The sequence below is a fragment of the Verrucomicrobiota bacterium genome, from assembly GCA_016871495.1.
In the GTDB taxonomy this organism is placed as follows: Bacteria; Verrucomicrobiota; Verrucomicrobiia; order Limisphaerales; family VHDF01; genus VHDF01.
This window is the reverse complement of sequence record VHDF01000019.1, coordinates 12,022-30,014: the sequence shown is the minus strand read 5'-3', so window position 1 is coordinate 30,014 and position 17,993 is coordinate 12,022. Positions and strand designations below refer to the sequence as shown.

20 protein-coding genes and 1 tRNA gene are annotated in these 17,993 nt (G+C 59.0%); 17 read left to right on the top strand and 4 right to left on the bottom strand.

The window, feature by feature from the left end; all coding sequences use genetic code 11:
• Window positions 1-18: 18 nt before the first annotated feature.
• The 4 genes from FJ404_06370 to FJ404_06355 are packed head-to-tail and all read left to right on the top strand — an operon-like array spanning window position 19 to window position 3,859.
• Window positions 19-1,029, top strand: coding sequence for a GDP-mannose 4,6-dehydratase (locus tag FJ404_06370; protein MBM3822495.1), 1,011 nt, complete (start codon window positions 19-21; stop codon window positions 1,027-1,029).
• Window positions 1,030-1,046: 17 nt separating this feature from the next.
• On the top strand, window positions 1,047-1,949 hold the full coding sequence (locus FJ404_06365) for an ABC transporter permease (protein ID MBM3822494.1): 903 nt from the start codon (window positions 1,047-1,049) through the stop codon (window positions 1,947-1,949).
• Complete coding sequence (locus tag FJ404_06360) at window positions 1,949-2,710, top strand: ATP-binding cassette domain-containing protein (protein ID MBM3822493.1); 762 nt, start codon at window positions 1,949-1,951, stop codon at window positions 2,708-2,710. Before FJ404_06365 ends, FJ404_06360 begins: the two co-directional genes overlap by 1 nt.
• Window positions 2,711-2,719: 9 nt before the next feature.
• Window positions 2,720-3,859, top strand: a complete 1,140-nt coding sequence (locus FJ404_06355; GenBank protein MBM3822492.1) for an MCE family protein — start codon at window positions 2,720-2,722, stop codon at window positions 3,857-3,859.
• An 18-nt stretch (window positions 3,860-3,877) separates the two neighbouring features.
• On the opposite strand, the gene FJ404_06350 is transcribed toward FJ404_06355, so the two are convergent.
• The gene (locus FJ404_06350) at window positions 3,878-4,963 is read right to left on the bottom strand and encodes a sialidase (protein ID MBM3822491.1); all 1,086 of its coding nucleotides are present in this window, start codon (window positions 4,961-4,963) and stop codon (window positions 3,878-3,880) included.
• A 226-nt stretch (window positions 4,964-5,189) separates the two neighbouring features.
• Here FJ404_06350 and FJ404_06345 point away from each other — a divergent pair, with 226 nt between their 5' ends.
• The 13 genes from FJ404_06345 (at window position 5,190) to FJ404_06285 (ending at window position 15,556) form a co-directional block, all read left to right on the top strand.
• Window positions 5,190-6,404, top strand: coding sequence for a bifunctional 3,4-dihydroxy-2-butanone-4-phosphate synthase/GTP cyclohydrolase II (locus FJ404_06345; protein ID MBM3822490.1), 1,215 nt, complete (start codon window positions 5,190-5,192; stop codon window positions 6,402-6,404).
• A 5-nt stretch (window positions 6,405-6,409) separates the two neighbouring features.
• On the top strand, window positions 6,410-6,898 hold the full coding sequence (gene ribH / locus FJ404_06340) for a 6,7-dimethyl-8-ribityllumazine synthase (protein MBM3822489.1): 489 nt from the start codon (window positions 6,410-6,412) through the stop codon (window positions 6,896-6,898).
• Window positions 6,899-7,025: 127 nt separating this feature from the next.
• Window positions 7,026-7,730, top strand: coding sequence for a hypothetical protein (locus FJ404_06335; protein ID MBM3822488.1), 705 nt, complete (start codon window positions 7,026-7,028; stop codon window positions 7,728-7,730).
• Window positions 7,731-7,821: 91 nt separating this feature from the next.
• Window positions 7,822-9,033: a hypothetical protein gene (locus FJ404_06330; protein ID MBM3822487.1), complete on the top strand. Its 1,212-nt coding sequence runs from the start codon at window positions 7,822-7,824 to the stop codon at window positions 9,031-9,033.
• 15 nt (window positions 9,034-9,048) lie between these two features.
• A complete protein-coding gene (gene cyoE, locus FJ404_06325) occupies window positions 9,049-9,951 on the top strand; it encodes a protoheme IX farnesyltransferase (GenBank protein MBM3822486.1) in 903 nt (300 codons plus the stop codon).
• 111 nt (window positions 9,952-10,062) lie between these two features.
• A complete protein-coding gene (locus FJ404_06320; protein MBM3822485.1) occupies window positions 10,063-11,865 on the top strand; it encodes a cytochrome C oxidase subunit I in 1,803 nt (600 codons plus the stop codon).
• Between the two features lie 40 nt (window positions 11,866-11,905).
• Window positions 11,906-12,730: a heme-copper oxidase subunit III gene (locus tag FJ404_06315; protein MBM3822484.1), complete on the top strand. Its 825-nt coding sequence runs from the start codon at window positions 11,906-11,908 to the stop codon at window positions 12,728-12,730.
• Window positions 12,731-12,756: 26 nt separating this feature from the next.
• Complete coding sequence (locus FJ404_06310; protein MBM3822483.1) at window positions 12,757-13,074, top strand: caa(3)-type oxidase subunit IV; 318 nt, start codon at window positions 12,757-12,759, stop codon at window positions 13,072-13,074.
• Between the two features lie 21 nt (window positions 13,075-13,095).
• The gene (locus FJ404_06305; GenBank protein MBM3822482.1) at window positions 13,096-13,305 is read left to right on the top strand and encodes a hypothetical protein; all 210 of its coding nucleotides are present in this window, start codon (window positions 13,096-13,098) and stop codon (window positions 13,303-13,305) included.
• Window positions 13,302-13,583, top strand: coding sequence for a hypothetical protein (locus FJ404_06300; protein MBM3822481.1), 282 nt, complete (start codon window positions 13,302-13,304; stop codon window positions 13,581-13,583). The genes FJ404_06305 and FJ404_06300 overlap by 4 nt, the downstream gene beginning before the upstream one ends.
• A 2-nt stretch (window positions 13,584-13,585) precedes the next feature.
• Window positions 13,586-14,368 carry a cytochrome c oxidase subunit II gene (locus FJ404_06295; protein MBM3822480.1) on the top strand — a complete coding sequence of 261 codons (783 nt, stop codon included), beginning with the start codon at window positions 13,586-13,588 and terminating at the stop codon, window positions 14,366-14,368.
• Between the two features lie 66 nt (window positions 14,369-14,434).
• Window positions 14,435-15,100 carry an SCO family protein gene (locus tag FJ404_06290; GenBank protein MBM3822479.1) on the top strand — a complete coding sequence of 222 codons (666 nt, stop codon included), beginning with the start codon at window positions 14,435-14,437 and terminating at the stop codon, window positions 15,098-15,100.
• Between the two features lie 6 nt (window positions 15,101-15,106).
• Entirely contained in the window at window positions 15,107-15,556 is a 450-nt protein-coding gene (locus FJ404_06285; GenBank protein ID MBM3822478.1) for a DUF420 domain-containing protein, read from the top strand.
• Here the strand turns inward: FJ404_06285 and FJ404_06280 are convergent.
• The 3 genes from FJ404_06280 to FJ404_06270 all read right to left on the bottom strand — a co-directional run bounded on the left by FJ404_06280 (window position 15,498) and on the right by FJ404_06270 (window position 17,992).
• Window positions 15,498-16,463 carry a dihydropteroate synthase gene (locus FJ404_06280; GenBank protein ID MBM3822477.1) on the bottom strand — a complete coding sequence of 322 codons (966 nt, stop codon included), beginning with the start codon at window positions 16,461-16,463 and terminating at the stop codon, window positions 15,498-15,500. The two genes, FJ404_06285 and FJ404_06280, sit on opposite strands and share 59 nt — an antisense overlap.
• An 8-nt stretch (window positions 16,464-16,471) precedes the next feature.
• Window positions 16,472-16,548, bottom strand: a tRNA-Arg gene (locus tag FJ404_06275).
• Between the two features lie 1,027 nt (window positions 16,549-17,575).
• Window positions 17,576-17,992, bottom strand: a complete 417-nt coding sequence (locus FJ404_06270) for a hypothetical protein (protein ID MBM3822476.1) — start codon at window positions 17,990-17,992, stop codon at window positions 17,576-17,578.
• Window position 17,993: the final 1 nt, after the last annotated feature.

Sequence of the window (17,993 nt, the reverse complement as noted above, 5' to 3'; positions counted from 1 at the left end):
CGGCTTCTTTCCATGGCGATGCGCCGAGCCCTCATCACCGGCATCACCGGGCAGGATGGCTCGTATCTCGCCGAATGGCTCCTCGCCAAGGGCTACGAAGTCCACGGACTCGTGCGCCGCACCAGCAGCCTGGAACGGTCCCGCCTCAGACATCTCTACACGGATCCCGTGATTTACGGAAAGCGGCTTTTCCTACATTACGCGGACGTGGACGATCCCACCACGGTCCGGCGCGTCCTGGCACGGTCGAATCCGGATGAGCTCTACCATTTGGCGGGGCAAAGCCACGTGGGCTTGAGCTTCGAGATTCCGGAGTCCACCTGTGAAATGACCGCCATGGGAACGCTGCGACTTCTCGAAATGATCCGGGACGCTGCGAGCCCGCCGCGCCTGTTTCACGCGTCCTCCAGCGAAGTGTTCGGGCGTCCCGCCGCGAGCCCGCAGAACGAGCAAACGCCGTTCGCGCCGGTGAATCCGTACGGTTGCGCCAAGGCGTTCGCCACCCAGATGGTGTCCATTTACCGGCACAGCTTCGGGCTCTTCGCGGTCAATGGGATCATGTACAATCACGAATCACCCCGGCGCGGGGAGAATTTCGTCACGCGCAAGATCTGCCGGGCTGCGGCCGCCATCAAACTCGGCCTCGAGCGGGAACTGGCCCTGGGCGATCTCGAGGCCGAGCGCGACTGGGGCGACGCGCGGGATTACGTCCAAGGCATGTGGCTCTCCTTGCAGGCGGACACGCCCGGGGACTACGTATTTGCGACGGGGCGAACGCACACCGTCCTCCAGGTGGTGCAGGCTGCTTTCGCGGCGGTCGATCTCGACTGGCAATCCCGCGTGCGGCAGGATCCGAGATTTCTTCGAAAGGGCGAACCGCTCTGGCTGGTGGGCGACGCGCGCAAGGCGAAAGAAACATTGGGATGGGCTCCTCGGGCCGATTTTCTCGAATTGATCAAAGAGATGACGCTTTCCAGCTTGAAGGAACTCTCCAAGGATGACCCTCCGTCCGGGAACCCGGCGGACTGAGCGACTCTGGTTGGAGCGTGTTCCTGGAACAGCACGATGATTTCCCTTCGAGTTTGGAATTGCCGCCAGGGATTGACGGGAGCGAGGGAATGAGTTTGGACAACATGTCTGTGGGTGAAAAGGATTCTGGCTCTTTCTTTGGGAAACTGGGCCGGGGTTCTTTCGCCGCGTTGGAAGGCTGGCGGGGGATGCTGGCGTTTACCCTGATCACGCTCGGAGTCATGTCCCGCAAGCTCGGACGCTCCAAGACCGTGATTCACCCACGCATTCGGGCACAAATCGCCGAGGCCGGTGTGGGATTGCTGCCTTTGGTCACGTTCGTGGGATTGGCCTTGGGTTTGGTAATCATCGGCCAGACCATCTCGCTTTTAAGCCGCATCGGGGCGCAGGATTTGGCGGGAACGGTCATGGCCGCCGTCGTCGTGCGCGAACTGGGCCCCTTGGCGGCGGCGCTGCTGGTTCTGGTCCGCGTGGGAACTTCGACCGTCATTGAGTTGGGCACCTTGAGAGCCCTGGGCGAAGTCGAGGCTCTGGAGGCCCTCGGCATCGATCCCATTCATTTTCTGGTGGTGCCGCGTGTCATGGGCCTGGCCGTTTCGATTTTCTGTCTGACCATTTATCTCGTCCTCGTCGCGCTGGTCAGCGGATACCTCTTCGCTTTTTTGCAGGATGTGCCTCTGCGTCCCCGGGAATACTTCGGTCAATTGATGGCCGCCCTGGGTTGGGAAGATTTTTTCCTGCTGGGCATCAAGACGTTTTTCTTCGGCGGCTTGATTTCGCTGGCCAGTTGCTATGAAGGGCTGGCGCGTCCCCTCAAGCTGGAGGAGGTTTCCGGAGCCACCACGCGCGCCGTGGTGCAGGGCATCGCGGTGTGTTTGATCGGAGACGCCTTATTCCTGCTGGTCTACGTGTTTCTCTGATGAATTCGGGACCCATCAAGGCGTTGTTGACGTTCGACCAGGCGGTTTTCCCCGGACCTGGGAAGCGTCCGGGCTCCAGGTTGAAGGTATCGCAATGGGAAATCTATCCGGGCGACTGCTGGTTGCTCGGCGGTTCTCCCGGTTCTGGAAAATCGGCGCTCCTGGCGGCGGCGGCCGGACTCCTTCCGATGAAGTCGGGACTTCTCATCCCCGCCCCCATGGAAAAGGCCGGAGGAGAACCTTTCGCCGGACTGGTGTTTGATCGGGCGGGGAGGCTTTTTCGAGACATGTCGGTGCTGGAAAACATCGTCACGGCACTGGCCTATCACGGCATGGAATCGCAGTGGGACGCGGGAGCTCTGGAAGCTTTGCTTCAAGATTTTGGGCTCTGGGAAGCGCGTGCGCTGCGGCCGACTGAATTGCAGCGTTCCCTGCACCTTCGCGTGGCGCTGGCCCGCGCCTTGGTGATTCGACCCAAAGTTCTGTTGCTCGACGATCCGCTCTCGGGCCTCGACCCCCAGTCCCGTCGCTGGTGGATGCAATGCCTGCACCGGCTCGTTCGTGGCGACTGGGCCCGGGTCTTTGGACCGCAGGCGATGGTCGTTGCCTGTGCCGAAGCCGCCCCATTGCGGGAGTGGGCCAATCGCTGGGCCTGGATCGAGGATGGCGAGTGGAGAGAGGTGAACCCGGAGGAGGTCCGGCTTCAGGCCACCATCGCAGGCTTGCCAGAGTGGCTGGGAAGGGTGGACAACGGCGCTTGAGCATTGGCCATGCCTGATCGGGATTTGACACCCCAACTGAGGACGCGCATGCACGGGGTTGAACGTGCGGTGGGGCTGTTTGTCTTTTTGGCCTTTCTGCTGCTGGCGGGAGGATTCGGCTACTACCTTTATTTCACGGCGGTTCGCAAAGGCTGGTTCCTGCCCAAAGCCAAGTGCCACACTTTCCTCAGGAACGCGGAGGGATTCAAGGTCGGGGATCCGGTCAAGATGTTCGGTTTTCCGATCGGCGAAATCACCGAGGTCAAGGCCATGGAGCCGTTTAGTGCGGTGGGTAATGTCTACGTGCAATTCGTGGTGCAAGGCGAGAACATCGGTTACATTTGGAACGATTCGAAAGTGCGCGTGTTCAGCGCGGATTTTTTGGGGAAACGATCCTTCGAGCTGGTTCCGGGCGGAACGTCGGGAACGACGAACCTCCACGCCAGTTTCAAACAGGATAAGCAGGGCCGCGTGCTGCAAGTGTGGACCCAAAACCACTGGTATTCTCCCGATGGCCAGGGGAAATACATCGACTATCCCCACGATTCGAAAGGCTACACGCTCTTTCCGGAAGAATCACCGGCGCTCGGAGAACGCCTGGACCAGGTCGCGTCCAAAGTCGAAACGGGACTGCCCGGACTTTTCGCCCTCACCAATGATGCTCGACTCGCAGTCCAACGCCTGACCGAGTTGACGCGAAAACTGGAAGCCACAGCCGACGCCGCCCAACCGACCCTGAGCCATCTCGAATCCATCACCTCGCGATTACGCGACCCGGAGGGTTCCCTGGGGCGATGGCTGATTCCCTCCAATGTTCAGGCGGAAGTCCATCGCGCCTTGACCAATGCCAACGAAGTCCTGGCTCAGGCGGAAAAAACCATGGCGAGCGCGGACTCGGAATTGCGAACCCTCAGCGCGTCGCTCCTCCTTTCGCTCGACCAACTTTCCGGCCTCACCTCCAACCTGCACGTCCAGGTCCGGAGCAATACAAACCTGCTCTCGGACATCGCGAGCGCGGTCCGGAACGCGGACGAATTCGTGCAGGGCATGAGAAAGCATTGGCTGTTGCGCTCGGCCTTCAAGGGATCGACCAACGCACCCCCTGAAAATCCAGCACGCCGCAGACCTGCTCCTCCCCGCCAGCCTTGATCGATCCGAGATCGGTTTTTACCACGGCCAGACACCATTGGGCATCGGCCGGAGCTTGCACTGCCAGGGATCCAGAATGGCGTGGCGAATCTCCTTCCGGTCGTAAGAGTAGGTGACATGCACCAAGCCGTCACTGGTCTGGATCACGGCGGGATAGGAGCATTCATGCCCGGGTTCCCGCGCCAGTACCAGGGCGGCTTGCCAGGTCGCTCCGTCTTGCGACAGAGCGATGTTCAAGGCGTTCCGCTCCGTGGCCGAATGGTTGTAAACGAGCAGAGCGGCACCCTCGATCAGCATGACCGCGTCGAGCGCGCTATTAGGATTCGGCAAGGGAGTGAGGCGGAGCCGGCTCCAGCTGACGCCTTCGTTTTCAGACCATGATTCGACCACGCGGCCGTACTTGGTGCGGCAAAGCATTTGGATGCGTCCGGAACGGTGGGCGAGCAACGTGGGTTGAATGGCGCCAAACTCGAACGCGCCGCTGATTTCAGGCGTGGGGCTCCAGGACGACTTGGGACTTTTCCACCGCTCCACATGCACCCGCCAGCCGGAATCCTCGCGACTCGCCCCCGCCAGCAACACTCCCGATTCAAGCTCAATGGGCTTGTTGCGCACCGGACCCACCAACCCGCGGCCCAGGGATTTGGGCGCCGACCAAGTCAGCCCTCCGTTGGTCGAGGTGAGGTAAAGCGTCCGCCAATCCGAAGGGGACGGCCCGACGCGGTAGTACAGCGTCAGCGGGCCGGACTTGGATTGAAAAAGAACCGGGTTCCAACAAGGATAACGCCAGGCGTGTCCGATTTGGCGTCCGTCGGCGATTTCCTGGGGACGGGACCAAGCGTTGTTTTCAAAGCGCGACACCCAAATACTGACATCGGTGGCTCGTTCCTGAAGTCCACCCGCCCAGGCCGCGAGCAGCCCTTCCTTGGTTTCCACCAGAGTTGATGCATGGTTGAAAGGGACCGGGAAAGGGGAAGCGATCGATTCGGATCTGATCAAGCCAGGGGTTGAAGCGGTGGTGGCAGGAGCAGCGAGGGTCCTTAGTAAAGGAAGGCAGCAAAACAGCGTGGCGATCGTCCGGCAAAGACTGGGCAAAGCATTCATGGATTTCGAAGTGGCGCTCGAAATACGAGCACGAGACTCCCCTTATGTAAACCGCCGGACTCGAACAGGCAAAACGGAATTCTCGCGAACTCCACGTTTGGGTGCATCCACAACTTGCGGATGCACAGCACGTTTTTTGGGGTGTGCAGAGACGGCGGTTGAACCGTACCGTCGTGTGTGATTAATTCGGTCGCGGGCTCGCACTCCCCCGCCCAATTCATCCAGCATGCCTGCACGCCTTTCCCGTCATCCGCTCGACCCCATTGAAGCTGTCGTCCAGGACCTGCGGCGCGGCAGGATGGTGATCGTTGTGGACGATGAAGATCGCGAGAACGAGGGGGACCTGGTGATGGCTGCTGAAAAGGCCACCGCTTCTTCCATTAACTTCATGGCGAAATTCGGGCGTGGATTGATTTGCGCTCCGACCGTGGAGGATCGCTTGCGCCAGCTCGGCATTGAACGCATGGTCACTCAGAACCGGGAGACCTTTAAAACCGATTTTCAAGTCAGTGTGGATGCCGCAAGCGGCATTTCGACAGGGATCAGCGCGGCGGATCGGGCTCGCACCATTCAAGTCCTGGCCAATCCCACTGCGGTTCCAGAAGATTTGGTGCAGCCGGGGCACGTCTTTCCACTTCGCGCCAAGCCAGGAGGTGTATTGCAGCGAGCGGGCCATACCGAGGCGGCGGTGGATCTTGCGCGATTGGCCGGGTTTCGACCCGTCGGCGTCATCTGTGAGATCATGAGCGACGACGGCTCCATGGCGCGCCTGCCCGAACTCCGCAAATTTGCTGACCGCCATCGCCTGCGTATTTGCTCAATCGAAGACTTGATCAAATTTCGCAGGGAAAGCGAAAAATTGGTCGAAAAGGTCGAATCCATCAACCTTCCCACCGAGCATGGGGAATTTGACCTCCATCTTTATCTTTCACGAACTGATGGAAAACATCATTTAGCCCTGGTTAAGGGCGATATTTCTGGGAAAGAACCGGTTCTTGTCCGAGTCCATAGTGAATGTCTGACGGGGGATGTTTTTGGGTCTCAACGGTGTGATTGTGGACCCCAATTATGGCAGGCCATGAGGCAAGTTTCCGAGGCGGGTCGAGGGGTGGTGGTGTATATGCGGCAGGAAGGTCGCGGGATTGGATTGGCCCCAAAGATTAAGGCTTACAAATTGCAAGAGAACGGGATGGATACCGTGGAGGCGAACCTCAAACTGGGTTTTCCCATGGATCTTCGCGAGTACGGACTGGGAGCCCAGATCTTGTGCGATTTAGGGGTCAAGTCCATCAAGTTACTGACCAACAACCCTAAGAAGCTCGTGGGCCTGCAAGGATACGGATTGACCATCGTCGAGCAGGTTCCCATTCGAATTAGTCCTAACCGACACAATCGTAAATATTTAGCAACAAAACGAAGCAAGCTTGGACATTGGCTTTAATCGGTATGTTGAGCCCCTTTAAGACTCAGAACTTTCGGGCCGTTCGCGGCGCCAGGATTGGCCTTGTTGGATCCCTCTACAACGATCAGTACGTCTCCGGCATGCTGCGGGCGGCCGAACGAATCCTGGAGAAATCGAAAGCGAAACGGGTGCGAACGGTTCGCGTGCCAGGCGCATTCGAGATCCCGGTCGCTGCGGCGAGACTCCTTCGTGCCAGCGATCTCGATTTGGAGGCGGTGATTTGTCTGGGAGTCGTGATGCAGGGGGAAACGAAGCATGCCGACCACATTGTCAGTGGAGTCACTACGGCTCTGGCCGAATTACAGGTAGAAACGGGTAAGGCGGTCATTCACGGAGTTTATCTTTTCGAGACCCCAAGCCAAGCTGAGTCACGATGCTTGTCACCTCGATTCAATCGAGGTAAAGAATTGGCAATGACGGCTTTGCAAATGGTTGCAACGCTCCGATCCCTGCCTTCCTTCTCCAACGAATAGTCTCCTCCAATCAGGCGTCGAAATGCTGGACAGAAGAGCTTGTGAAAACTTTCACATAGTGCTTGCTGCCCTAAATATCGGCTGATAATTTGACTCAGCTTTGAACGTGTCTGACAATTCTTCGACTATGAAAATGACTCTCCGCCTTGGCATCCTCGCAGGTCTGGCGGCTGCGCTCCACGCCGGGTATGCGGCGGATATCACCGGGAAAATCCTTTTGAAGGGCACACCGCCTCCGGAAAGGCCGTTGCCTCTGGATCCTCAGTGCGGCAAGACCAACCCGAATAAGCCGACCACGCGGTTCTTCGTGACCGGAGACGGCGGCACCCTCGGCGACGTGTTCGTCTACTTGAAATCTGGTTTGGAAGGGAAAACCTTCGCCCCTCCCGCCCAGCCTGCCGTCATGGATCAAGTCGGTTGCGAATACATCCCCTACGTCATGGGATTGCAAACGAAGCAAAAACTGGTCGTCAAAAATTCCGATCCGCTTCTGCACAACGTGCACATCACTCCCAGTCCGGGGTCGATGAACAAGGAATCCAATCAGGCGCAAATCGCCAAGGGTCCTGACATCGTCAAAACCTTCGATCATCCCGAGGTGTTCCTGCGCTTCAAATGTGACGTGCATAACTGGATGTTCGCCTATGTTGGCATTCTCGATCACTCTTTCTATGCCGTGACCGGAAAAGACGGCAGCTTCACGATCAAGAACGTTCCGCCCGGCAAGTTCACGCTGGCGGTGGTGCATCGCAAATGCGCTGATCAAACCAAGGAAATCACCGTCGCTTCGGATAACGTGAAGGCGGATTTCACCCTGGACATCAAGCCGTAAGGAAGACTCGACACGTTTCGAATCGTTTCCAGGTTGCCGCTGCGGCTTCGGCCGCAGCGGTTTCCGTTTAGAACTTTAGCGAAAACCGGCCTTGCACTCCGCATCGGAATTCCCCCCCGGCTGGCGCCGGCTCTCCATGGTTCTGGCCTTGGGGACCTTGATTCTGATTGCCATCGGGGGATTGGTGACCAGTCATGGGGTCGGCATGGCGGTGCCGGATTGGCCCAATAGCTATGGATACAACATGTTCGCTTTTCCTGTCAGCCAGTGGGTTGGCGGGATCCTTTACGAACATTCCCACCGGCTCTGGGCCTCCTTGGTTGGATTTCTGACCTTGTGGCTTGCACTCTGGGTGAACGGGAAGGCGAGTCGCCCCTGGTTGCGCGGGTTCGGCATCGTTTGCGCGGTGCTGGGAGCCGCGGCGGCCTTCAAGGGTTCGATCAGCCTCGGCAACGTCATTTTCCTGCTCGCAACCGGCGTGGCGGCCTATTTCGTGGGACGCGTGTGGCCTCAATGCGACGCGGCCCCTCGAAGCTTGCGCTGGCTGACCCTGGCCGCCCTGGCGCTCGTGCTTATCCAGGGCCTGTTCGGGGGGCTCAGAGTCGTGATGATGATCGACAGTCTCGGCATCGTGCATGCGGCGCTCGCCCAACTGTTCTTTTGCCTGAGCGCCGTGCTCGCGGTTCTTTTCAACGGACGATGGAAAGCTTGGCGGAACGCTTCGCTTCGAGAAACGACGAATCCCCGAATGTTCGGCTTGGTCTTGACGCTGTCGATCGTGATCTTCGCGCAATTATTGTTGGGGGCATCCATGCGGCATCAGCACGCGGGGCTGGCGGTGCCGGATTTTCCACTCGCCTATGGAAAGATTTGGCCTCCCACCGATGCCGCATTCCTGGAACTCATCAACAACAGCCGCGTCGATGTCCGGGATTTTCACCCCATCACGGGTGGGCAGATTCTGCTGCACATGATCCATCGACTGACGGCGCTTGCAATTGTGGGCTTGGTTGTGGTTGTTGTTGGCCTTGCTTTTCGAGAAGCTTCCTGCGCCTGGCGGCGTTGGTCCATGGCTGGGGCCGCTTTGGTTTCGGTGCAGGCGGGCCTGGGTGCTTGGACGGTCTGGAGCAACAAGGCCGCTGACATCGCCACCGCTCATGTCGTGGTGGGAGCGCTGACGCTGGTTTGGTCGGTGCTGTTCACGATGGCGCTCGCGGTGAACCGGGAGTCTCGCAAGAACTCGAATTCCGGGGCGAGGCCTCAAGAACCGGTCTGGAGCCATGCCCAGGCCTCGACGACGTAGGCTGCGGTTCCATTGATGAAAGCGACGGCGCAAAGTTTGGAAACAACGCGTCCCTTGGAAAAAGGGATGGGCGCGGTGTTTGCCGACTTATTCAAGGCCCGACTGACCGCCCTGGTCCTCCTGACCACGCTGGTGGGCGCCTATCTCGCGTTCCGGGGGCCCGTCGATTACGCCCTCCTTTTTCATGTGTTGTTCGGCACCGGGATGCTGGCGGGTGGCGCCGCCGCGTTGAACCAGCTTTTGGAGAAAGACGATGATGCCCGCATGCGGCGAACGGAATCGCGTCCGCTCCCATCGGGCCGTCTGACCGCCACCTTTGTCACCTGGGCGGGAGCGGGGCTTTCCGTGGTCGGAGTGGTTTACCTGGCTCTTTTCGTTAATGGGACGACCTCTTTGTTGGGAGCGCTGACTTCGATCTCTTACCTTTTCATTTATACCCCTTTGAAGCGTATCACCACGTTGAACACGGTGATCGGCGCGATTCCGGGCGCCTTGCCCCCGTTGATGGGATGGACGGCGGTGCGGGACGAAATCACGCCGGGTGGCTGGGCGCTTTTTGGCATTTTGTTCTTTTGGCAATTGCCGCATTTTTTGGCCATCGCCTGGCTGTACCGTGAGGATTACGCCCGGGGTGGATTTCGCATGCTGGCGGTGGAGGACACGGACGGATCGAGAACGGGCCGGCAGGCGGTTTGCCACACGCTCGGACTGTGCTTCATCAGTCTGTTTCCGGTGGCGCTGGGGCTCTCTGGCGCCTGGTATTTTGTGGGAGCGGTGGGGCTGGGCGGGATCTTCCTGATCTCGGCCATCCGGTTTGCGGCGGGCATGGAGATGAAGCGGGCTCGTCAGTTGTTTTTTGTTTCCATTTTGTATCTCCCGCTGTTGCTGGGATTGATGGTTTTCGATAAAGTGAAGTGAGAATGAGGCAGTCTCGCATTGACAGTGCGGCAACAGCGCCGCTAAGACAGTGAAACTTATTGCCGCGAAGAGCGATTCGCGCTCAACCGACCCGACTCAGGCCTATTGATCATGCATCCGACCGAGAAACACTCGCACCATGCCGAAGGGCACGCCCACGACCATGGCCACCAAAGTTTCTGGACACGCTATGTCTTTTCCACCGATCACAAGGTGATTGGCATTCAGTATGGCGTGACGGCCCTCGCCTTCATGTTTTTTGGGTTCAGCCTGATGATGCTCATGCGGTGGCAAATGGCGAAGCCGGACGAGGCGATTCCCTTTTTCGGAGCCATTCTCGAGTATTTTTTGGGAGACGCGGCCAAGGATGGGAAAATGAGTCCCGATCTTTACAATGCCTTTGGCGCCATGCATGGCACCATCATGGTGTTCTTGGCGGTCGTGCCCCTGGCTTTTGCCGCGTTCGGCAATTATGTGGTGCCGCTCCAGATCGGAGCCCCCGACATGGCGTTCCCCCGGGTCAACATGGCGAGTTACCATTGCTTCCTGCTCGGTGGCATCGTGATGTTCGTGAGCTTTTTCATCCCGGGCGGCGCGGCGCAAGCGGGCTGGACCTCCTACTCGCCGCTGGCGACCGTGATCCCGACCCAAGGCCAGACCTATTGGATCATCGGGATGGTGCTGCTGATCACGTCGTCGTTGTTGGGGGCGGTGAATTTCGTCGCGACCATCATTCAGCTGAGAGCGCCGGGAATGACCTGGATGCGCATGCCGTTTTTCACCTGGGCGCAGTTCGTCACCGCGTTCATTCTGCTGCTGGCCTTTCCTCCCCTCGAAGCGGCGGGCGTGATGCAGTTGATGGACAAGGTGTTTGGGACGAGCTTTTTCCTGCCCACGGGCCTGATGATTTCAGGGAAGCCTTATGACATCAGCGGCGGCGGCAGCCCCTTGCTTTGGCAGCACTTATTTTGGTTCCTGGGCCATCCCGAGGTGTACGTTCTGATTTTGCCGGCGATGGGCATTGTGGCCGAGATCATCGCCAACAACACCCGCCGCCCGCTCTGGGGTTACCGTTCCCTCGTCTATTCGGTTCTCGCGGTGGGATTCATCTCCTTCATCGTGTGGGCGCATCACATGTATCTCACCGGGATGGGAACGAAGATCAGCACCTTCTTCCAGACCACGACGATGATCATTTCGATCCCGTCGGTGATCATTTTGACGTGTCTCTTTATCTCCTTATGGGGAGGTTCCATTCGATTCAACACCCCGATGTGCTTCTCGCTGGCTTTTCTGGTCATGTTCGGCATTGGCGGCCTGACCGGTTTGCCCTTGGGATTCAATTTCAGCGATATTCACCTGCACGACACCTATTACGTCATCGCGCACTTCCATTACGTGGTGGCGCCGGGCACGATCTTCGGCCTCTTCGCCGGTGTTTATTACTGGTACCCCAAGATCACGGGGCGTTACATGAACGAGTTTCTGGGCAAGGTTCATTTCGGCCTCTCGCTCTTGTTCATGAACGTCGTGTTCATGCCCATGTTCACTCAAGGGATGGCGGGGCTCGGTCGCCGCATGGTGGACGGCGGGGCGACCTACGGCCAGAAGGCCAACGAGGGAGTGATCGCGTTGCCCGACATTTACGTGGAAATGAACTCCTGGATTTCGGTCGGATCCTGGATGCTGGGGCTGGCGCAGATTCCTTTCATCTTCAATTTCTTTGCGAGCCTGAGATCAGGCAAGAAAGTGGAGAACGACAATCCCTGGGACGCAACGACCCTGGAATGGGCCACGCCGACGCCGCCTCCACATGGCAATTTCAGCGAGCCCGTGAAAGTCTATCGCGGCCCCTATGACTACAGCGTGGAGGGAGCCTCGAAGGATTTCATCATGCAGAACCAGAAGTCCTGAGGCCCGCCTTCCCGCAACGATCATCGCATCCCTCAATTTCATGGAAATTCCCTATACTTCCCAAGCCCGCGAGGACACGGGCTTGTACAACGCCAAGCTGGGCATCTGGCTTTTTCTGGCTTCCGAAGTCATGCTTTTCGGAGCCCTCTTCTCCTCTTACATTCTCCTGCGGGTCGGGGCGGATCCTGGCACCTGGCCGCACGGTCTGCTGAACATCCCAATCGGGACGTTCAACACCACCGTGCTCATCACCTCGAGCATCACCGTGGTCCTGGCGTGGGCTTCGTTGAAGATGGGGAATTTCAAGGCTTACCGGAAATACCAGCTCGTCACGCTTCTGTGCGCGCTGGGCTTCGTCTGCATCAAGGCATTCGAGTACCACGACAAATTCGTGCACTACGAGGTTTGGACGACGGACGGCAAGAGCGTGACCGGGCATCTCGAGGGCAACCCGATGTTTTGGACGCATCACACGCTGAAGCAGAAAAACCTCAGCCAAATCACGCTGCACCCGGACGCCTTTCATTACCGTGTCCCTTCGAAGCAGCAGGCGGAAGAGTCGAAGGCGCCGGGATTCGTCAAGCATCCCCCACCGGTCAAAATCGACACCGCCAACATCAAGCGGCTGTCGGCGTTTGTTCCCGCCCATAGCACCTTTTTCGCGATCTATTTCACGCTGACGGCGCTGCACGCCTTGCACGTCATCGGGGGCGCACTGGTCATCGCCTACATCTGGGGGCCGGGCGCGGCCTTGTGGAAAAAGGATCCGGAGCGTTACGCGAATCGCGTCGAGGTCTCCGGTTTGTTTTGGCATTTCGTCGATCTGGTTTGGATCTTCCTCTTCCCCGTGCTGTATCTTCTGTAATTTTGTCTTAAAACCTCCTTTCTGTTATGGGCGACTCTCATTCTCCGGAAGCCATCAAGAAGCATCTGAAGGTGTACATCGGCGTGTTCCTGGCGCTGCTCGTGGGAACGCTGATCACGGTGGCGATGTACGCCGTTCACTTCGACAGCGTGGCCGTGACGGTCGCGGTGGCGTTGTTCATCGCGTCGGTGAAGGCGTTCTTGGTGGCCGGATACTTCATGCACTTGGTCGGGGAGAAGAAGATGATCTACGGCATCCTGCTGATGACCGCCTTCTTTTTCGCAGGGATGATGGTTCTGACTCTCTGGTCCATGAACGACGCGCCGAAGTTCACCGTCTTTTAGCCTCCAAGAACGCTTGCGGCCATGTCCCTCAAAGCCCTTCATATCGTCTTTGTTTCCACGGTCGTGGTGATGTGGGTGACCTGCGCGGGTTGGGCTTTTTACCGTTACGCGGAAGGTGCGGGAGGATGGTTGATGCTGGCCGGCGGCACGGTGTCGCTGGGCTGCGCGGCCGGAACTTTCGTGTATGGCCGGTACGTGCTGAAGAAACTGAAACACATTAGTTACTTATGAGATCCTGGCATCGAATCGGCGGATGGCTTTGCGGCCTGGGCCTGGGGCTTTCAGCATCCCCCGCCCTCTGGGCCTGTGCCACTTGCTTCGGCAAGTCCGACTCAAGGCTCGCGGTGGGGATGAACTGGGGAATTGCCGTCTTGCTGGTCGTGGTGCTGAGCGTCCTGGCCGGGATCGCGTCCTTTTTCGTCTTTCTGTCCCGCCGCGGAGCCGAAGTCGAAGCCGCCGCCCTCCGAGCGAATCCGTCGCCTGAACACACTCCTGAATCCAAGTCTTGAACATGCTCTCCTTCATCGATCTCGGCAAATGGCTGCATCTGCCCATCCTGGCCTCCGAACATGGCAAGGACGTGGACAAGCTGATTATCTATGTGCACTGGCTCATGCTGGTTCTGTTCATCGGCTGGACCGGTTACTTCTGTTACGTGCTCTTCCGTTTTCGCCGCAGCCGGAATCCCAAGGCTGATCCAGTCGGAGTGCGCAGTCATTTTTCGACCTGGCTGGAAGTCGGCGTCGCCCTGGTGGAAGCGGTCCTGCTGATTGGTTTCGCGGTGCCTCTGTGGGCGAAGGTGGCGGACGAGTTTCCGGACGAGCGTCAATCGACGGTGGTTCGGGTGACGGCCCAGCAGTTTCTCTGGAATTCGCGTTATTCCGGCAAGGACGGCAAGTTCGGCAAGCAGGACGAGCGCCTGGTCAGCTCGGACAATCCGCTCGGATTGGTCAAGGACGATCCTGACGGCAAAGACGACGTCGTGCCTCCGATCAATCTGATCACGGTGCCCGTGAACAAGCCGGTCATCGCACACATCACCTCCATGGATGTGATCCACTCCTTCAAAGTGTTGCCGTTGAGGGTGACGCAGGACGCCATTCCCGGCATGAGCATTCCGACCCATTTCGTTCCCACCAAAGAAGGGCGTTATCTTATCAATTGCGCGCAATTGTGCGGCAACTCTCACTACTCGATGAAAGGATTTCTCGATGTGGTAAGCGTGGAAAAGTTTGACGCCTGGCTGGCTGAACATTCGAAGACTTCGGCGGGTGCCGCCGGCGGATTCGAATAGGCTTCGGCCGTGAGTCCTCCGCCCTTCCGGGCCTGGAAGGCTGGTCATGATCACCTCTTACTCCCCGTGAGCGTGTCAGGAAGGTCTCCATTCGTCATCCTGGCCACCGGAGGGGTCTTGGCGGCGGTCGTGATTTTTCTTTTGACGGTCATGTCTCGACGAAAGCCGGCGGACGGGCTTGAAACTCGGGCTGCGGCGCCGCCGGTCTACAAGCAGGTCCCCTCGTTTTCCCTCACAAATCACTTGGGCGCGGCGGTGGATTTGGATCATTGGAAGGGACGTGTCTGGGTGGCGCAGATCATTTTCACCCGGTGTCCAGGACCCTGTGCCCGCATGACGCAGTTCTTCACGCAGTTGCAATCCCGTCTGCCGAAGGATGGATCCGTGCGCCTCGTCAGCCTGACCAGCGATCCGGAATACGACACGCCCGAGATCCTTTCCCGCTATGCCGAGAAAGCCTTCGCCCACGCTTCCATCTGGGAGTTTTTGACGGGCACGAAGCGGGAACTGTCCCAGCTCGCCATCGCAGGACTGGGGTTAACCGCGCTGGACAAGGAAGAATCCGAGCGGTCGAGTCCCGAGGATCTGTTCATTCATAGCACGATTTCGGTCGTGGTGGATCGTGAGGGACACGTGCGAGGAACCGTGGAGACACTCGAGCCTGGGGCGGAATCGAGTCTGATGCGCCTGATCGAGGGGTTGCGCCAGGAGTCCGGGTCTCGCCTTGAATAGGATGCCATGCAACTCACGGACATGCCCGCGCTCAACGCCCTGCTGAACGGGCTCGCGAGCGTCTTCCTCCTCGCGGGATTCGTGTTCATCAAGAAAGGCGACCGGGTCCGGCATCGATGGTGCATGCTCGGGGCGCTCACGATGTCCGCTCTCTTCCTCGTGAGTTACGTGACCTACCACGTCGGCATGCAGAGGGTCCACGGGGCGGCCCACACCAAGTTCGTCGACCCCGCGTGGTTTCGACCTTACTACCTGGCGATTCTTCTGACCCATCTGGTGGGCGCCATTGTCATTGTTCCTTTGGTGTTGGTGACCGTGGTGAAGGCATGGAAGGAGCGATTCGACCAGCACCGCAAGATCGCCCGCATCACCTGGCCGATTTGGATGTATGTCTCGGTCACGGGCGTCGTGATTTACTTCCTGCTCTACCAGATTTTCCCGCAGCCGCGCCCTTGATTCGTCCGTCCTGTGACGGAAGATAGAGCCCCATGGTTTCGAGCACGGCACGGGTGCGGGGAATCTCGTGGGTGCGGAACAAGTGGGTGGAACCGAGCGCGGCCAGCACGGCGAAAAAGGGTTCCGCGCTGCGGACTTCATCCTGAAAAACCTCGAACGCATGGGGCAGCGCCTGACAAAGGGGGCACCCCAATTCGCGGAGACGAAACGCCTCCAGGAAAACCCGCATTTGGTGGCGAATGCGCACCACGCTATCCTGCAAGTTGCGGTAGTAAAAACCGAGCCCGGGATCGAGGAACAGCCGGTGCAACCCCGCGGACCGGGCCTTGTCGACACGCGGCTCAAAATGCCGAAGCAACCCTCCCACCGGATCGGACACGAGGTTCAGATTTCCAACCGCCCGCGGGTTGGCGCCTTGGACAAAGCAGAGGATGACGGCGGCGCCCGACCCGGCGGCGAGGGAGAACAGGTCTTCGTCCCTTTCATTCCCGGTCCAGTTGAGCACCGCCGCACCGGCCTGAAGCGCCAGGCGGGCAACTTCGATGGAGTAAGTTTCCACCGAAACCAGGATCTTCTCCGCGGCCAGCGTTTCGATCACGCTCCTCAAACGGGCCATCTGCGTGACTTCGTCCGTGCGGGCGGCGTGGGCCAGGGTGGATTCGGCGCCGAGATCGATAAGATCGGCGCCCTGGGCGGACAGAATGCGTCCGCGGCGGATGGCCGCCTCGGCGGAAAGGCAAACGCTTTCGCGGTACCAGGAGTCGGGGGAGAGGTTGATGACTCCCATGAGCGCGGGGCGCCGGTCGAAGTCGAAGGAGCGCGGGCCGATTGAGAAACTGCGGACCGGTGCGTGGAGCGCGTTAGGATGGCGGCGGAGGAGTTTGGCGAGGTGTTCGAGGGTGAGCATGGAGATCGTGGCGCGCCCGGCGCGAATCGAACGCGCGACCTACTGCTTAGAAGGCAGTTGCTCTATCCAACTGAGCTACGGGCGCAAACCGAAATGGCGGCCCCGGAAAGGCGAGCTCGAAGAGCGCTCCCAAGGGAAACTTGGGCGGCCTGCTCCTGACCGCATCGTTCCCAAAAGACTTGCCGCAGGCTCCGGGTGTTGTCCAGTCCCGAAGGCGCCTCAGTTTTTCGTGCCCAGGCTGCATCAAGCTCCCTCTCTTCCATCGGATGGAGGAGAGGGGTGGGGAGAGGAGGTCTGATTTGATGGGCTGCCTCTCTTCTCATTCCTCTCTCCACTCGTTCCTCGCGGGGAAAGTGGGCCTTGGGCCTGGTTCAGCGTGAATTGGAAAATGTGGGTATGAGAGTTACGGAGTCTGAGCGGTTTATTGTTGTTGTTTCATTTTGCGTTGTTGTCGTGCTGCATCAAGTTTTTCATCGCGGGCTTTAAAGATGTCCAGGTGCCGGCCATCGAGGCGGTCTTGAGGCGTGACGTAACAAAATACTAAGGGACAGACATATCGAGCACCTCAAGAATCCCAACGGGATTCCGTCCCGAAGCCCAAGGTTGCGAGGAACGAGCTACCTTGGGTCACGGTTCGCCAATGGAAACCAACCCCAACGGGGTTGTGACGAAAACCTATTTCCGTTTGGCGGCGTAAAGCCACAAACGCGTTGCTGTTGAATTCATTTCTAAACGGCGAACCAAGGTAGCTCGCCGTGCATCCACAGGTTGTCGGTAATGCGCGCGGCAGCGCCGGGGCGCGGCGTTCACGCCGCTTCAAGGCGTGTCTTCAAAGGGGTATGGCAAGTTCAACGGGCAAGGGTGCTGCCAGGGCGAAGGCACCACCCAGGGTGGGCCATGGAGCGGGAGGAGATCGCCGCGGCCGATTAGCCCGAGCGGAAGCGCCGTGAACGGCGCGCCCCGACAACTTGCGGATACACCGGATAGCTCGTTCCTCGCAACCTTGGGCTGGAGGACACCATCCCTTTGGGATTGAAAGCGGGCTTCCGTCGTCGTGGGCATCGCCCATTCCGTGGCCGATTTGCCCATGCGCCCATTGGACAAGCTCGAATTCAGGCGATGCCTTCGAGTCGCCGCTGCTGTTTGATGAATTCCATGCCGCAGGTGAGCTTCTTGGCGAGAGGGGAACCGGGTTCGACGACCCGCCAGAAGGGAGCGACTTTGGTGAGGGATTCTCCGGCTTGGAAGCGTTCCCAGGCCGCTTCGGCCGCGATGCGGAGGAAAATGCCCGTGGTGAGCGGGCACGTGTGCTCCGCCTTGTGATCACGCGCCAGGGAGGCTCGCATTTCGCGCACGCTGACCGATTTGCCGCGCGGGATGGTGCGCAGAAAGGCATCCACCAGCAGCGGTGATGCAATCAGCATCTGGCACCCGGCGGGAAGGTCCGCAAAGGCTTGGTCCAGGCGGCACACCTTGTGCGCCTTGCTGTGGTGAAGCTTCTCGTTCCAGGTTTTCCGTGTTGATCGCATA

Coding starts and splice junctions, on each gene's coding strand:
- FJ404_06370 (MBM3822495.1), top strand. CDS start 19: ATGCGCCGAGCCCTCATCACCGGCATCACCGGGCAGGATGGCTCGTAT.
- FJ404_06360 (MBM3822493.1), top strand. CDS start 1,949: ATGAATTCGGGACCCATCAAGGCGTTGTTGACGTTCGACCAGGCGGTT.
- FJ404_06355 (MBM3822492.1), top strand. CDS start 2,720: ATGCCTGATCGGGATTTGACACCCCAACTGAGGACGCGCATGCACGGG.
- FJ404_06350 (MBM3822491.1), bottom strand. CDS start 4,963: ATGAATGCTTTGCCCAGTCTTTGCCGGACGATCGCCACGCTGTTTTGC.
- FJ404_06345 (MBM3822490.1), top strand. CDS start 5,190: ATGCCTGCACGCCTTTCCCGTCATCCGCTCGACCCCATTGAAGCTGTC.
- ribH (MBM3822489.1), top strand. CDS start 6,410: ATGTTGAGCCCCTTTAAGACTCAGAACTTTCGGGCCGTTCGCGGCGCC.
- FJ404_06335 (MBM3822488.1), top strand. CDS start 7,026: ATGAAAATGACTCTCCGCCTTGGCATCCTCGCAGGTCTGGCGGCTGCG.
- cyoE (MBM3822486.1), top strand. CDS start 9,049: ATGAAAGCGACGGCGCAAAGTTTGGAAACAACGCGTCCCTTGGAAAAA.
- FJ404_06320 (MBM3822485.1), top strand. CDS start 10,063: ATGCATCCGACCGAGAAACACTCGCACCATGCCGAAGGGCACGCCCAC.
- FJ404_06315 (MBM3822484.1), top strand. CDS start 11,906: ATGGAAATTCCCTATACTTCCCAAGCCCGCGAGGACACGGGCTTGTAC.
- FJ404_06310 (MBM3822483.1), top strand. CDS start 12,757: ATGGGCGACTCTCATTCTCCGGAAGCCATCAAGAAGCATCTGAAGGTG.
- FJ404_06305 (MBM3822482.1), top strand. CDS start 13,096: ATGTCCCTCAAAGCCCTTCATATCGTCTTTGTTTCCACGGTCGTGGTG.
- FJ404_06300 (MBM3822481.1), top strand. CDS start 13,302: ATGAGATCCTGGCATCGAATCGGCGGATGGCTTTGCGGCCTGGGCCTG.
- FJ404_06295 (MBM3822480.1), top strand. CDS start 13,586: ATGCTCTCCTTCATCGATCTCGGCAAATGGCTGCATCTGCCCATCCTG.
- FJ404_06285 (MBM3822478.1), top strand. CDS start 15,107: ATGCAACTCACGGACATGCCCGCGCTCAACGCCCTGCTGAACGGGCTC.
- FJ404_06280 (MBM3822477.1), bottom strand. CDS start 16,463: ATGCTCACCCTCGAACACCTCGCCAAACTCCTCCGCCGCCATCCTAAC.
- FJ404_06270 (MBM3822476.1), bottom strand. CDS start 17,992: ATGCGATCAACACGGAAAACCTGGAACGAGAAGCTTCACCACAGCAAG.